At 45.4% G+C, this 14,885-nt stretch carries 5 protein-coding genes and 1 riboswitch; of the genes, 4 read left to right on the forward strand and 1 reads right to left on the reverse strand.

What is annotated here, in order from left to right:
* Positions 1 to 141: 141 nt before the first annotated feature.
* The 4 genes from HXT40_RS01620 (at position 142) to thiD (ending at position 13,012) form a co-directional block, all read left to right on the forward strand.
* Positions 142 to 294, forward strand: coding sequence for a hypothetical protein (locus HXT40_RS01620; protein WP_180963742.1), 153 nt, complete (start codon positions 142 to 144; stop codon positions 292 to 294).
* 391 nt (positions 295 to 685) lie between these two features.
* Entirely contained in the window at positions 686 to 1,846 is a 1,161-nt protein-coding gene (locus tag HXT40_RS01625; protein ID WP_205411955.1) for a class C sortase, read from the forward strand.
* Positions 1,847 to 1,957: 111 nt separating this feature from the next.
* A complete protein-coding gene (locus HXT40_RS01630) occupies positions 1,958 to 11,572 on the forward strand; it encodes a hypothetical protein (RefSeq protein WP_421777286.1) in 9,615 nt (3,204 codons plus the stop codon).
* 486 nt (positions 11,573 to 12,058) lie between these two features.
* The gene (thiD, locus tag HXT40_RS01635; protein WP_102703236.1) at positions 12,059 to 13,012 is read left to right on the forward strand and encodes a bifunctional hydroxymethylpyrimidine kinase/phosphomethylpyrimidine kinase; all 954 of its coding nucleotides are present in this window, start codon (positions 12,059 to 12,061) and stop codon (positions 13,010 to 13,012) included.
* A gap of 94 nt (positions 13,013 to 13,106) precedes the next feature.
* Here the strand turns inward: thiD and thiM are convergent, their stop codons facing one another.
* Positions 13,107 to 14,684 (reverse strand): hydroxyethylthiazole kinase, encoded by a 1,578-nt coding sequence (thiM, locus tag HXT40_RS01640; protein WP_033888471.1) that lies wholly within the window; start codon positions 14,682 to 14,684, stop codon positions 13,107 to 13,109.
* A riboswitch (TPP riboswitch) is annotated at positions 14,674 to 14,783 on the reverse strand. It overlaps the preceding gene by 11 nt.
* Positions 14,784 to 14,885: the final 102 nt, after the last annotated feature.

Raw genomic sequence — 14,885 nt, forward strand, 5'->3', positions numbered from 1 at the left:
TGGCTGAGTTGCTTGGACGATTGTTCCAGCTGATTTGCTCTGCCGGTTGCGCAGTTTGGTTTCGAAACAAGCTGTGCAGCCGGTTTGAGCTGATTAGCTGCGCGGTCAGGTGTAGCGCAAACGCAAGAAATTCTCCGGCAAATGTTCCCAAACAACGCAAAAACGACAACAAACGCCGGAAATTCCTCAGCAAATGTTTCCGAAGCTTTGCATCAGTGCTCTGCTGAAGTTGCTTCTGTAGCTTTGCGCCAATGCTTTGCAAACGTCGATTATTTATTGATTAGCGAACTTTAGCATTAATGCTCTGCGGACGTTGAGTATTTATTGCTTAAAGAACACTAGCGTCATTGCTACTGCGCACATCACATCAAACACACTCACCATCAACCCATCCGCAGCTTAATTGCGCGACTCTAGTTGCACTTAGTAAACCACGCAGTTGCGTAACTTTTGCACGAGTCTATGAGTTTTGTGTTGGCATTTAGTATGTTGAGAGGCTGGAAAAATTGTGTTCAGCAATAAAAGAGGACTGAGGAAGCTACGTTCTTTTAAGAACAAAGCAGACAGTAAAGCCTTTAACAGCCAAAGCGACGAAGGACGGGAGCTTGCGCAAACACAAATTTTCCAGCCTCATCAAGCCCAAAGAACAAGAACATCAGCCAAAACTCATAGACGATACCCAAGAATATCGAAAATAAACTCGTGCAACAACGACAAAAACTGGCACTTCTCTAAATCCTGCATAGTCCCTGCTTTGCTGTTGCTTGCATCGTTTGCGTCGCTTATTTATCCGCACGCCGCCATGTGGCTAAGCCAATACCACATGTCGGAAGTTGCTGCTGAGTACGCGAAGCTTATAACTCATGCTGTTCCTGCTCCGCATGAGCAGCTCCGCCGCGCTCGTGAGTATAACAGTCAGCTTTCGTCGGGTGCTATTTACGAAGCAAATACTAACATACCGACTTCTCACGGAGTTACTTCCGATGCGAGTCAGGATTATTGGGATCAGTTGAAAGTGAACGACGACGGGTTGATGGCTCGTTTGCGAATCAAAAAAATTGATCTTGATTTGCCTGTGTATCACGGCACAGAAGATGCCACTCTTCTGAAAGGTCTTGGTCATTTGCGTGGAACTTCGCTTCCGGTTGGCGGCAAGGGCGCGCGCTCTGTGATTACGGGGCATCGCGGTTTGGCAAGTGCGGAAATGTTCACAAGGCTGGACGAAGTTGGAAAAGGTGACACTTTTACAATTGAGGTTTTCGACGAGATTCTCACCTACAAGGTAGTTGACAAAATCGTTGTGAACCCTGATGAGACGAAGAAGATTGCAGCTGTTCCTGGCAAGGATTTGGTGACACTTATTACTTGCACGCCGCTCGGCATTAACACGCAGCGCATTTTGGTGACTGGTGAGCGAGTTGTGCCAACGCCTGCGGCGGATAAGGCACTTCGTGGCAAGAAGCCGGATGTTCCGCGATTTCCGTGGTGGGTTTTGGGCTGCTTTGGTAGTTTGTGCGTTGTGGGCGGCTACGTTTGGTGGGCTGGTCTGCCGGTTAAGAAGAAAAAGAAGGAAGACGAAGAAGATAGTGCGAAAGATAGCGCGAAAGATAGTGCGAAGGATAGCGAGTCAAGTAGTGCTGCAAGTAGCGAAGAAGATAGAGAGTTAAGTAGCGCGAAAGATAGTACTGTACGCAGAGAAGATCTTGCGCGTGAGGAAGCTAAGGCGATTAAAAATCGTCCGAAAAAACGACCGAAAGTCAAAAAGTCTAGTTCACGCAAGAAATGCAAGCGGAGTGGTCACGGCGAAAAGACTTTCGACTGGCTTATAAGCATCCTTGGTTTATGAGCGATTGCTTATAGGCAATAACAAAACTTAATAGAAAAACTTAATAACAAACTTGTGGTGCCGTGGGGGCGACGCAAAGCAGTTTAAAACAATGCAAAACAGGTGGAAACAATGAAGAGTATTTGGACGATTATGCTAAACGTTCTTGTTCGTATAGGTCAATTGACTCAATGCGCAACTCGTGTAGCTAAACGTACGACTCAGAATATGTACCGTGTGGCTAAGAGCGCGGCTGAGCGTTTAGCTAGTCGTGTGTCTAATCGTTTGGATGATCGTATAGCTAATTGCGTGAATAAACGCTCATCTAAACGCGAGTCTGTTTTTGCATATCGTGCGTTCAGTAGCTCTTTTGCCACTGCTCTTAAAACTGTTCTTGTTTGTTCTCTTTCGGTAGCAATGTTGCTACCTATTTGCATTACTGCTGAAACCGCAGTTGCTTTGGATAGTGCTAATAATTCCGCAAATAATTCCACAAAGTCTGATCCAAAGTCTGATTCTAACTCTAATTCTAATAATCCAGACTCTAATCCAGACTTATCTGCATCATCTCAGTCTTCTGCGTTACAGAGTTTCGACAATTCACAAGGATCTGTAGATTCAGGGAATCTACTCTCTCGATCTTTTAATCCTTCTGCAGGCTCTGGCGCAGGCGTGCCGTTTGCTTCTCCGTTTGCTTCTCAATTTGATTCTCCATTTGGTTCTCCATTCGGATCTCAACCGAAGTCACTTTTTGAGCGCGCTGCAGAAGAAGAAAGAGCAAAAGCGCAAAACCGCGACGCTAAGAATTACTCAGCTCGTGAATCTTACGAAGTGTATCGCCCTGGATGTAACAAGGATTACGCTTTAGGCGCATGCATTACTACTGACGGCGATGGTGCTGGTTTGCGCGCTACGAACGGTCACGATTTGGATGTTAATAGCCTTGGATACAACTTGGAATCTAGCGACCAATTTGCTAGTGCAGCAACGAGACCTCGCGGCCACTACGAAAACGGTTCTGTACCTGAAGATCCTTCTGGCACGGATCATTACGGCGCAACTTACTTCACTCCGTATCCTAAGGGCACTTTTATTATGGGTCGTTTACGCAACATGGCCTTTAACTATAAGGGTTCCGGCGTCGACAGAATTAACTTGCCTATAGATGACACTGCAGATTTCGTGTTTGTAAAGCGCACCCCTAAGCTTTCCGGTGGCGGCTTCGTGTGGGATATTATTTTTAACGCTGGCGGCCGCACTCAAGGCGCTGGTGCTGCTCTTGATTACTTTACGATTCCAAAAGGTCAGATTCTAGACAAGGGTAGCGAAGGCGGAAGGCAGTATATTCAGCGTGTTCTTTACAGTGGCAGGGAAGCTACTGCTTTGTATAAGAAGAATCAAGGCAATAATAATCCTCCTCGCGAAACCTGCTCATTCTCGTGGGATAATCCTAACGGTTTATGCAGCATTAAAACTGACGGTAACGATTTTGATTCTGGAGATGACTTAGTCGCAGCTTGGAATAAGATGCGCGGCACTGACGACAGTAAGAATGGCAATTATTCTAGGATCCTTCCGGATGCTGTAACAACTGAGGATTTGGGTAGTTCTGACGCTATTGGTTGGTGCCGTGATGGTCAAGGTTTGGACTGCATTAGATCCAGTAGCTATGGTGCTTTGGATGAAGGCGATCTTAAAGTTGTTCCTAAAGTTGAAGGAAGCTATAACAGAGGCTATAGTCCTGCTTATGTTGCTCTCGTGCAAAATCTTTATAGATCTATAAAAGATGACACGCAGCGCGTATTTAGTTTTGTGAACAATATTAAGTCTGGCGAGATTGCTTATACGTATAAGATTCACTTCACTACTACAACTTCTACGACTAAAAACAACTCATATTGCTCTTCTAATAACGTGGGTGATGGCACGGGTTGCGAAAACTTTTCATTCTTCTACGCTGCAGGATCTTACTATGGTAAGAGACAGAGCAAAGGTTTTTATGGTGCTACTGACCCGTTTGGTGTTACTAAAGCCAGTAAATATTCCATGACTAATTTTGGTCGTGACGCTAACTTCTACATGTACACTGTAATGCATCAGCAGTGGTATGGTGCGCCGCGAATTATGGATATTCAGGCTCCTAGATACCACTTCCTTAAGGGTACTGGTTTGGGTCCGTACAACAGTGACAGTGGTAATTATCTTGAGCACAGGCATATTTCATTCTCTAGTGTGTTGCTTGGAATAGTAAATCAGCCTTTGGGAACTTCATATCTTATGAACGAGAACCAAGATATACGCTTATTGCCTGATTATTATTCCCCGAATAACGGCTATGCTCGAGGTAATCAGTGGTTCCGTAATCCTGGTATGAACGACCATAATACGAAGGATTCAGAGCCTGGTAGGCATAAGCTTGAGCTTAGATATAACGATAGAACGTATCATATGAGTGAAACTCAGGATTTGTGGTATAGGGTTATTACGCAAGCAGACGTGTTTAAGCCTTTGCAAACTGAGGAATATGACGAAAATAACAAGACTCCTAAGTATTATTCTTACGATCAGCCGCTTCCTAATCCTCTTATTATTGATAATCGTGATAATAATGCTGGGTTTGTGAATTTTGTTGGCAAACGTTCTGATTTGTATAGGCAGGTAATGGCTTTCGATCCTAACTTGTTCCCGCCTGTTAATAAAGATGAGTATGGTTCAAGGCATAGGTATGGTTCCATAAAGCAGAAGAAGGGCTCTAAGACAAACGATTATCCGCTTGATGCTAACTATTTGACTAATAATCCGGATGGAGATTCTAATACTCCGCTTAAGAATCTTGCTGTTTATAAAGCTGAGTGGACGAATAAGTGGGGTGATGAGTCTCGCTCGAACACTCTTCAGGATGCTGATTTAAGCGTTGCTGCTAAAGTGCCTATTGTTAGCGTTGTAAATCCTTGCGGTCATTCTAAGATTCTTGACGAATACAAGGATAAAATTAACGGTCAGTCTAGGTCTTCTATTTCATTTAGATCCATAGATAGTGACGATAATTCCGCTGCAAACAACGATCGTGCAGCTATGGGTGAGGATCGTGAAGACAGCATGCCTGAATGCTGGCCTAAAGCGCAAAATGCTACTAAGCGTAATGTTTGGTTTGTAAAAGATGCTCCTAAGACGGGCGATGACGGTAAGGAGTTGAAGCCTGGAGATCCTGTAAAGAAAGACTTGCAAGACAAAGTCTTGGCTAAAATCAAGCGTATTTACAGAACTTGGATGCGCAACAAGTATAGTGCTCAGCTGCAAGATGGCAAGAATCCTAAAGTTTTGCCAAATTACGTGTTTGTAAAGTACGTAAAGATTACGTTCTGGGATAACTCGACTACTGTTATACCTGTTGTATTCCCGTATGTTGATTACGAGAAGCCAACGTTGGATGTAAAAGTGAGCGTGAATAATGGAAATCCTGTTGATGCTCCAGCTGATGGTTTGAAGATTCCTGTTAATAGCAAAATTAAGTTCTGGGTTAAAGGTCATGACGATAAGAGGATTTTGCTTGGCGTAAAGCCGCAGGAAGCTACCGACTACTTTACTAACGATAAAAATAAGAGATTCTTTGATAGTAAAAAAGTTGTTGTGCGCAATGATTTTGATATGATTACCACTCCGCGTGACAAAAAGAATGATTGCGATACTCGCGGTTGCGGCGATTTTACTACAATAAGCTACGATCAATTCATTCATAAAAATGGTGAATCTGATAGTAAGACGGATCAAGTTGGCTGGGTTACTAACAGCAAAAATTCTAAAGATGATGGTTCTCCTACAGTATTAGTGGGCGATCAGAATAGAAATCACGGTGTGCATGATTTGATATTCCATGGTTGGGATGCTGCAGGTAATTCCGTAATAAAGAAAATTAAGCTGATTATTGTATCTCCTGGCTATGGTTTGCCAAACGTTTGGTGGGATAAGAAGCCGAATGGACATTATGTTGGGCGAGTGAATCCTTGGGATGAAGATAAGCGCGTGCGCTCGATTATGGTTAGGATTTGGGCGCGCGGTAAGGAAAAGCCTAGGAAGGATCATAACTACGATAAGCTGTGTCCAAATGATGGCAGTTGCTACGGCATTGTTATTCAGCGAGACGGTAATAAGAAGACTGATCTTTGGCATCAGGTTAATACTTTTAATCACAATAATGATGCTGCAAGCCCGGATGGGTCTAGAGCTGCTGAGGATAGAGCTGCTTTAGAGGACAGAGATGCAGTTGATGACAAGGCAGCTGACGGCAAGTCGGCTGACGGTAAGGCGGCTGACGGTAAGGCGAAAGTTGACAATAAAGCTAAAGCTGATAGCGAAAAAACTGATAATGCCAAACCAAGGGAGAACTCTACCCAAAATCAGCAGGATGAGCAAGCTAATAAGCCTCAAACTAGCAACAAGCCTGCTTCCTTGAAGATTTCAAAAGCAACCAAGAAGGATACTAAGAAGAATTCTAAGAATAAGACAGCTAAGAATAGTTCTAAGAAGAATTCTAAAAAGCGCAATGCTCCTGGAAAGCGCAGTAAAGTAAGATTTGCTGTGCTAAACGAAGGTGATTCTTCTAAGAATGCGAATACTCAGAAATCTGAAGTACAAAAACCTGAAGTAAGTGATGGTAACAAGCAGAGTGATTCTGCTAATACTGCAGAAAACGGTAGCGCAAGCAAAGATAATAAAGTCAGTAACGATAGCAAGGACTCTAAGAACGTCAAGGATTCTGAAGATGCTAAGTCAGAAGAATCTAAGGGTCAGGATCGAGATGCTGAAGGAGAAGATCGTTCTGCTAAAAAAACTGCGAAAAGTAACGATGATTGGCGTAAAGAATTTAGTAAGCGCATTCTTACAGCAAAGCTTGGAGATCATATCAAGGGTTGCACTGCTAACGGCGGCGACAGGTGCGAAATAACTTTTGATCCTGTAACTGGAAATATTACGATTCCGGAATACTTTGCAGAAATTGGTTCGAGAATTTACGTAGACACTTACTCTGTGCCGGAAAATAATCCAGATTGGCGTCAAGATAAACTTTGGAAGCTTATGGAGCCAGGCAATCTTCAGGATTACGAAGAATCTGACCCGCTTCCGCTCGATATTGCGTGGCCAAACGGCTTAGTGCAAGTGAACCCGTTTGAGCTTAATAATAACGAAATCGTGGCAATGCTTTCTTGGATGAGACACGATAAGCGTAACGAGCGAATTTTCGGTTACCGCAAGGAAGAAATTGGCGTTAAAGGGCAAAAGAAGTACGATACTTACGACCAGTACGACAGTGGCTTTAAGCCGAAAACTACTCAAGCAAAGTATGCTTATGGTGACGATAAGCCTCAATATTCATGCGAGTCGAAGACGGATCAGCAGTGGAAGCTGTGCTTAGATGGCGTTACTGGTATTGGCAAGCTAGATGAGAAACATAAACTTAACGAAATGCTGTACGCTATAAAGACTCTTTCTTTCCAAAAGTTGGAAGCTGATGACGAGACTACGCTTAACCCGATTGAGCATAAGGTGACGCGCTTCGTTGATATGCGCAAGGACTATACGTGGGGATTAGTAGACAACAACAAGAAAAGTGTTGACGGGCGAAACGATCCTGGATTTGACGGGCCGCAAAACGGCTTGCATGGAAATCAGAAGTTTGGCACGCAATACTTTGTGTACAAGTGGAACATAAACTCATACCGTAAGGGCGGCAATGGTAAGGCGTTAAACCTTCAGGATGTGCTAAAGCTTGTAAAAGGTACGCCGAACATAAATACGCAAGAGGAAAGTAAGCCGCAGCCTTCGCTAACTCCTATGAGTGCGGCGGATAATAAGCAATTTGATGCATGGAATGGTTCGTACCCTATGGCTGTTGCTGGTGGATTAGGTTACGCTGTGCGTGACAATACATGCGCTGCGTCTATTGCTGCTCATAACGGTGTTGCGCAAGAAGGTAAGTGTCAGTGGCGAAATAAGCTTAATTTAGTGAAGTACACGCCTAAAGAATTTATTATGGATTCTTCTTCATTCTCTTACAATGCTTCTGTAAATATGAAAAACGGAAGTGAAGTACATATTACAGATAAGCTTATTGAAAATAAGGGTAGCCAGCATGCTGGTGAAGATAAATATGTTAGTGAATATGCTATTCACAAGGACTTCCTGATGCCTGGCGGTGAAGATTTGAACGGTCAAGCAGACGGCGAAAATATTGGCGACATTATAACTAAGAATATTGATGTTGACACTATGAACGACTACGACGCGTACGGTGAAGGTACTTCGAAGCCTGAGGGATACGCAAATAACAGGCCATTCATGCATGCGCAACTTTATGTGAATAATGGTCAGGTTACGAACGATCTTCTGCTTCGTGAGCCTAGTAAGACGCCAGATAACACAACGAACGTGATAAACGTGTGGTTTATGCCGGTTGATAATGAGAAGCCGACGATTAGTGCGAAGAGTTATCAGGAGTGGGACGGTAAGCCATGGGATATTCACGGAAAATGCATGATTAACGGCGATGTGAATAACTGCAATACAGTTGATGATGATGTTATTACTCTTGATAAGAAAATTTATGCAGGTAATAAAGCTTGGTATGAGGCTGATAATGCAACGATTAATTTACCTGCAGCACTAAAACTAGACGATGATTTCAATGCTTACGAATCTGGCAAATGCACAAGAGAGTGGAAACATGGCGGTATATTTAATAAGCAATACGTCACTTTGTGCCCGAATAGTATAAACAGTAAAGTGCTGGTTAATAATCTGAATGTGTATATTCAAGCGAATAATATTCAGGATTCTAGTGGTAAAACTTCTAGTCCGATGGTGAAGTTTGTTAGTAACGGCGTTACAAATAAACATTTGCTTAGAAGGTTTGTTGAAAAATACAGAAGCACAGATTTAGAAAATCCAAGTGTAAATAAGCAAACTGTATTTACAATGTATGCTGAAACTACGGATAGTGCTGGAAAGCAAAGTGCAAAAACTGTTGTTGGATGCTTTAAGGCTACGTGGACAGACATGGTGAAACCATCTGTTGTTGCGTACGATGGTAAAAGCAATGAATTTGCAAAGTATGATGACTGGCTCAGCAAAGATGGTTCTTCACAAAACCGCGATTATAAAGTTGTCGTTAAATCAGGCTATGGAGCTAAAAGAATGGTAGTTTACTATCACCCTGCTTCAGAGCTTGAGAAACCTGTTACTAGTAATGGTCTTTTTGGCTCTGCTGCAAACTCAAATGAGACTAACTTGGAAACCAGCATTGGTAAAACAATTTCCGTATGCTGGAATGGATCGTGGAGTGTATGCGCTGGTACTTTCAAGCCGAATGAAGTAACGCTTAATCACGATAATGATGGTAATGCTGTTATAACATTCCCTAGTGGTTTCTTAGCTCCAGGAAGCGTGGTTCGAGCACGCAGTCGTCTTGAAGTTGGTCCATGGACGTATATGCCTGGTGTTAGAAGCCCTGAAGATCTTTCCGATGATTCGCTTAATAGAGACGGAAATAAGACTGCAAGAAGCGGTGGAAGTAATCGAAGCGGCGGAAATAGCAGAAACAGCGGAAATACGCGTGCTGCAAAAGGTCGCACTGCAAAAGGTAAAAACTCTTACAAAGACGACGCTAGTTCAGAAGATACTCTTGACGTGCTGCCAATGGCTTACGCAAAAGAAAAGCCTAGCGAAGTATGCCGTCCGGATTACTGGAGCGCAGACAACTGGTCTGGTTTGAAGAAGCCGTCCGACTGTGTGTACTTCGGTGTTACTATGAAGCGTCAAATAGTGCAAATACACCCAATGCTGCTAAGCGGTCACGAGGAGCGCGCAATACGAATGGATTTGCACAGTGAAAACAACTTTGCGGGCGAACCAAAGAAGGGAATTTGGCTTCAAAACGATAGCGAAATCGTTACGAATGAGGATCCAAGGCTTGAGCCTGGTAAAACTATGGTGACTTTTAGGAAGTATGACTATAGTGCTATGGACGATGAGCATAAGCCTTTGAATCCGCCTACCTATAGTGGCCGCCAAGTAGGGAATATACAAGACGTAGCTGTTATGACTCGAGGCTGGAGAAGTCGCGTGCTTGTGCCAAATCCGCGAGAAAATAAGATTACGCGATTTGTGCGATTGCGCGCGCCTGAAAACGTAGATAGTGAGCATGGTGGCGATAGTAAGGGTGCTGCAGACTACTTAGCTGATGCGCCTACCAGCTTCGAAGAAACTAAAGATAATAGTAAGGCTCTGCGCGTAGCTGGGCGTTCGTATGATCCAGGATTCGTTCTTTCGAAAGATAAGAAGTCTCTTCTGTATCTGTATAATGCTTCAACTAAGCGCAACTTTACGCTTAATGATTTGCAATATGCGTTGAAGCTTAAGCGTAACAGTACTTTGCACCCAGCAAACGAGTGTGGAAACTATGTTGATGGAAGTCAATGGGCGTTTGCTGATTGTCAGCCATCCTTGCTGCCAGAAGTAAGAGGTAGCGATAAGGTTGATGGTGAGAAAGGTCGAAACGGCTTCAGCTTTGATTGGAATACGCACTTCTATACGTATAATCCGTCTGAAGACCATAGGTCTGGTGCTGCTTCTGCTGCTAACGGCGCTGATAACGACAATGGTGGTACTACTGAAGAAACTTGGTATGTAAACGTCATAGATATGATTTCAAAGGGTGGTACCGGCGGTGGATATTCTATTCCTAATAGCTCTGGCGTAACGTCTGAAAGTAGTAATACTGGTCTTTCGCTTACCGACTTCGCTAATATTGGCGCATGGGGTAGGTCTGGCAGTATTGGATCTGACTTAATTGGTCATAAGGTTCTTAAGAATCCAGATAATGGTTTGTCGGTTATTATGACATATGGCGATAGCTGGGTTGGAGATACTCATAAAACGCGAGGCAAAGAAGGCGGCTGGAATAACGATGCCAACTACGAATTCGTAATGCCTGTGTACCTGGTGCCTGTTGATAACGTTAAGCCAACTTTTGCTGCAACTGCAGGATCGCTTCTCAGTGGTCACGCGGATGCTAATAATCCTTACGTTGTAACGATGGAGGAGAAGGACTACGCTAAGCTCACGGTTAAGGGTAATCCTGTAGAATACAAGGACGGAAAAGTTTCGAAGTCTCAAAGCAAGGAGAGTGGAAAGACTCTGTTTGCGGATGTCCACGACGATTACGACAGTTTCGGTGATCTCAGCAACTTTAGCCTGGTTGCATGCAAAGTCAAGAAGGCTGGCGGCGCAACTGATTTTGACAGCTGTAAGTCAATAATGGGCAAAGATGGCTCCGTGGATACTGCGGCGTTCAAGAAGTTAAAGACTGACGGTGACGGAGTTGAGTACGCTTTGTACGGACGTGCAAAAGATAAGTCCAGCAATGAAAGCGACGGCTTTGGTGATAACGGTAACAGAGGCCACTTAGTCGGATACTTCAGCTTTGGTTACTTGGTTCGTCCGGTTGCTCTGCCTCACAGCGGCGGTCAAGCTGCAATATGGTTCAGCTTCATATTTGGCGTGCTGTTGGCGTTGTTCTTGGCATCCGGCGCGTTCGGTAGGCGCGGATGGCTTGGGTCGGTTCTTAGTGGTCACGGATTCGGCGCACTCACTGACAGCAAGCATTGCGACGCTTCTGCAGAAGTGCTTCGAAGCGGCAAGCCGTTCTTCAAACTCAAGTCAAAGTTCAAGTTCAAGTGGCTTCGACGCTGACGCGTAAAATGCGTATGAGTTTGGACTTATAGCGTTTGCGTAAGTCCAAACTCACCCGCGAAACATATTTGCCTGCGACGCAATAGGTTATATACATCTTAATTGCGCGTTATTCAGTCGCGTGGATATTAGTGTGGTAGAGATTTGAGATTTTTCGCACTGAACGAGGTGAACGTCAGAGCCGCAGGCTGCTGATTCACCGAGTGAAGAAGAAAAATCGAAAAATCTCTGCGATAAGGCACGGTTATTAAACATTAAGCACGCAGAGTTTGGGGGATTTCTCTACGAGCACTAAAAGAGGACTGAGAAGCTACATTCTTTAAAGATAGGCGAACACACTAAACTCTTTTAGCAGCCAGAGCGCACGAAGGACGGGACGTGCGAGGAGAGAGATCCCCCGAAACTCGCGCCACGTTAAACAAAATGTAATATAAACTATACTTTCTCATGAAACTATATTCGCCTGCGACGCAATATAATAAAAGTATGACGCTAGTATCAAGCAAACAGCATGACTTGCAGCATGCGCAATCGTCCGCGCAATCGCCTATACAGCTTTCGCAATCGCCTATGCAGCAATCAGACCCAATCATTCCGCGCGTGCTAAGCATAGCTGGCACAGACCCAACAGGTGGAGCCGGAATACAGGCAGATCTCAAGTCAATTATGGCGGCAGGCGGTTATGGCATGTGCATACCAACTAATTTGGTTGCGCAAAACACGTGCGAAGTGCGCGAAGTATTCACGCCGCCAGTAAGCTTTTTCCGCACTCAACTTTCATGCGTGTACGACGACGTTACAGTTGACGCACTAAAAATCGGCATGCTTGGATGCACAGAATATATTGAAGCAATGCGAGACTGGATGTGCGATAACCCGGTTCCTGTAAGTGTTCTAGACCCGGTGATGATATCAACTTCCGGGAAGCGCTTGCTTGAGGCGAGTGCTGAAAATGCGATGCGAAACTTTATAAGCTGCGTTGATGTAGTGACGCCAAACGTGCCGGAATTGGCGGCTTTGTGCGAATCGCGCGTTGCGGAAAACTTTGAGGAAGCTTGCAACCAGGCGCGCAAGTTGGCTGCAAAAAACAGTGTTGTTGTAATCGTAAAAGGTGGGCACTTAACTGGCGAAGACGTTGGAAATACTGCGGTTTTCCCGGATGGTGACGCGCGGCACGTACCAAGCGAACGAGTTGAAACAAGCACAACTCACGGAACTGGTTGCTCGCTTTCTTCTGCGCTTGCTACGAAAATTGGGCTTGCTTTGCGCGAGGAAAAGAATTTGAGCGATCACGATACTGTACTTTGCGCACTTGAATGGTCAACGGCGTGGCTTCGAGAGGCGATTGCGGCTGGAAGTGAATTACATGTTGGGCGCGGCGGCGAGCGCGGTCATGGACCTGTAAACCACTCCGTACGAATCTTGCGGCAAACTGCGTGAGCGCGCGCTTATAGTGCGAGCGTTGTCTCGCGTTGGCGCGACGACATGCTTGAGCGCAGCACAGTGCGCGCGAAAGCAACTCGGAGCGTCCGATTTACTCAGTAATCACGCTTTTAAGCTCGCGCGCAACTTTCCCAGCATCCTCAGCGCACATAAGCGCCGACACTGTGCAAACTCCGTCAAGCTCAAGACCTCGAATAGGGAACACTGTGTTCTCGTGAATTCCGCCAATTGCCAACGTTTTTACGCCCATAGAGTGCGCAACTTTCGCCACTTCGTTCACTCCGTCAACTCCCAACGGCGGCACGTCGTGCGCTTTCGTATGCGTTTCAAAAGCTGCACCAATGCCAATCACATCCGGCAGCGGAACGTCATTTTCTTTGCACTCGCGGTAAGCTTTCTCCATCAAATCCGGTCGAGCGCAAGAAAGCCCAACCATCCACTCTGCCGGCATCGCTTTTCGCGCCTCAACAAACGGCGTATCCTTTTGCCCAACGTGCAAGTTGAAACCAAGCTGAGCTGCGCAATCAACATGATCGTCTATGAATACAGGCACATCGCCGTGCTCAGAATCAATAAGCGCATGACGCAACTTCTTCGCCTTTGCTGAAATTTCAGCGTCGTCGGAATACTTATCGCGCAATTGCACAACTGTAACTCCGCCTTCAACTGACTCTACTGCAACTTCTTCTTCCGGGCGATTTCCCATGCGCGGATCCGTTACCAAATACAGTGTCCAATCAACAGGCTCCACCGTAAACTCAATATTTGTCAAACTAAACATGTCGTTTACGCTAAGAGTTGAAAGCGCATCCATCCACAGTGTGCGGAAAGTGCCGGGAGCTGTGGTTTGACGAGCTGCCCAAGTTCCAGCCGCTGCTGCGTGCACGTGTGCTGCAACAGTTGCTGCGAGCGGACGTTCTGGGTTTGCGCCAACGTATGCTGCAACCAACGCTCCCAAAGCGCAACCGGTTCCAACTACTTTAGTCATAGTTTTATGTCCGCCGGTTACGCGAGCTAAGCAACCGTGAGCGTAAATCGCGTCTTTTTCGCCAGAAATTGCCACTACTGAGCCGTACTTTTTTGCTAATTCGCGCGCGGCTTGAAGAGCATCGTTCACGTTATCGTGAGAATCCACACCTTTGCCGTTGCTTTCTTTGCCTGCAAGTGCCATTATTTCGGAAGCGTTTGCGCGAATTACGGTAGGGTGGTGCTTAATAATTTCGTGTATAAAGCGCGCGCGTGGAGCAAGTGCTGGAACGCCGATTCCAACCGGGTCAAGCACCCACGGAGTATCGGCTTTTTCGCATCCTTCAACAGCTGCGCGCATGTATTCGGAAGTTTCTGGCTGATGGAATGTGCCAACGTTTATGAGCACGCCTGTGGCAATTTGCGCAAGTGCATGCGCTTCTTCTGGGTCGGTTACCATGATCGGCGACGCTCCTGCAGCGAGTAGTGCGTTGGCTGTAATGTCTTGCACGATTACGTTCGTGATGCAATGGGTGAGTGGCTGCTGTGTGCGCACGCGTTCGATGCATTGACGCACGTCGTTAAGAAACATGCGGCGGCGTGCGCGTACAGAGAAGCATGTGTCGACTTGCGTTGTTGAGCTTGTGCAGTATTCGTTTGCTTCGTTACAGTTAGTTGTTTTTTCAGTGTTGCATGTTGTCATAATGTTTCCCTTCGCTAGCACTATCTAGATCAGGTTTTACGGATGTAATCTCAGCGCCGCCCGCGATTTTGCGGCAAATGCGCACTCCGAACCATCCTTCGACTATATCTTTTGTTCGTGACTTACTTTCTTCTGCGTGAGTGTCTGATTTTGCTTGTTTTGGGACACTGGTGCAGTTTGTGTTCTGCGTTCGTGTCTCTG

The sequence above is a fragment of the Gardnerella sp. DNF01180P genome, from assembly GCF_049244205.1.
Classification (GTDB): domain Bacteria; phylum Actinomycetota; class Actinomycetes; order Actinomycetales; family Bifidobacteriaceae; genus Bifidobacterium; species Bifidobacterium swidsinskii.

Coding starts and splice junctions, on each gene's coding strand:
- thiD (WP_102703236.1), top strand. CDS start 12,059: ATGACGCTAGTATCAAGCAAACAGCATGACTTGCAGCATGCGCAATCG.
- HXT40_RS01630 (WP_421777286.1), top strand. CDS start 1,958: ATGAAGAGTATTTGGACGATTATGCTAAACGTTCTTGTTCGTATAGGT.
- thiM (WP_033888471.1), bottom strand. CDS start 14,684: ATGACAACATGCAACACTGAAAAAACAACTAACTGTAACGAAGCAAAC.
- HXT40_RS01620 (WP_180963742.1), top strand. CDS start 142: ATGTTCCCAAACAACGCAAAAACGACAACAAACGCCGGAAATTCCTCA.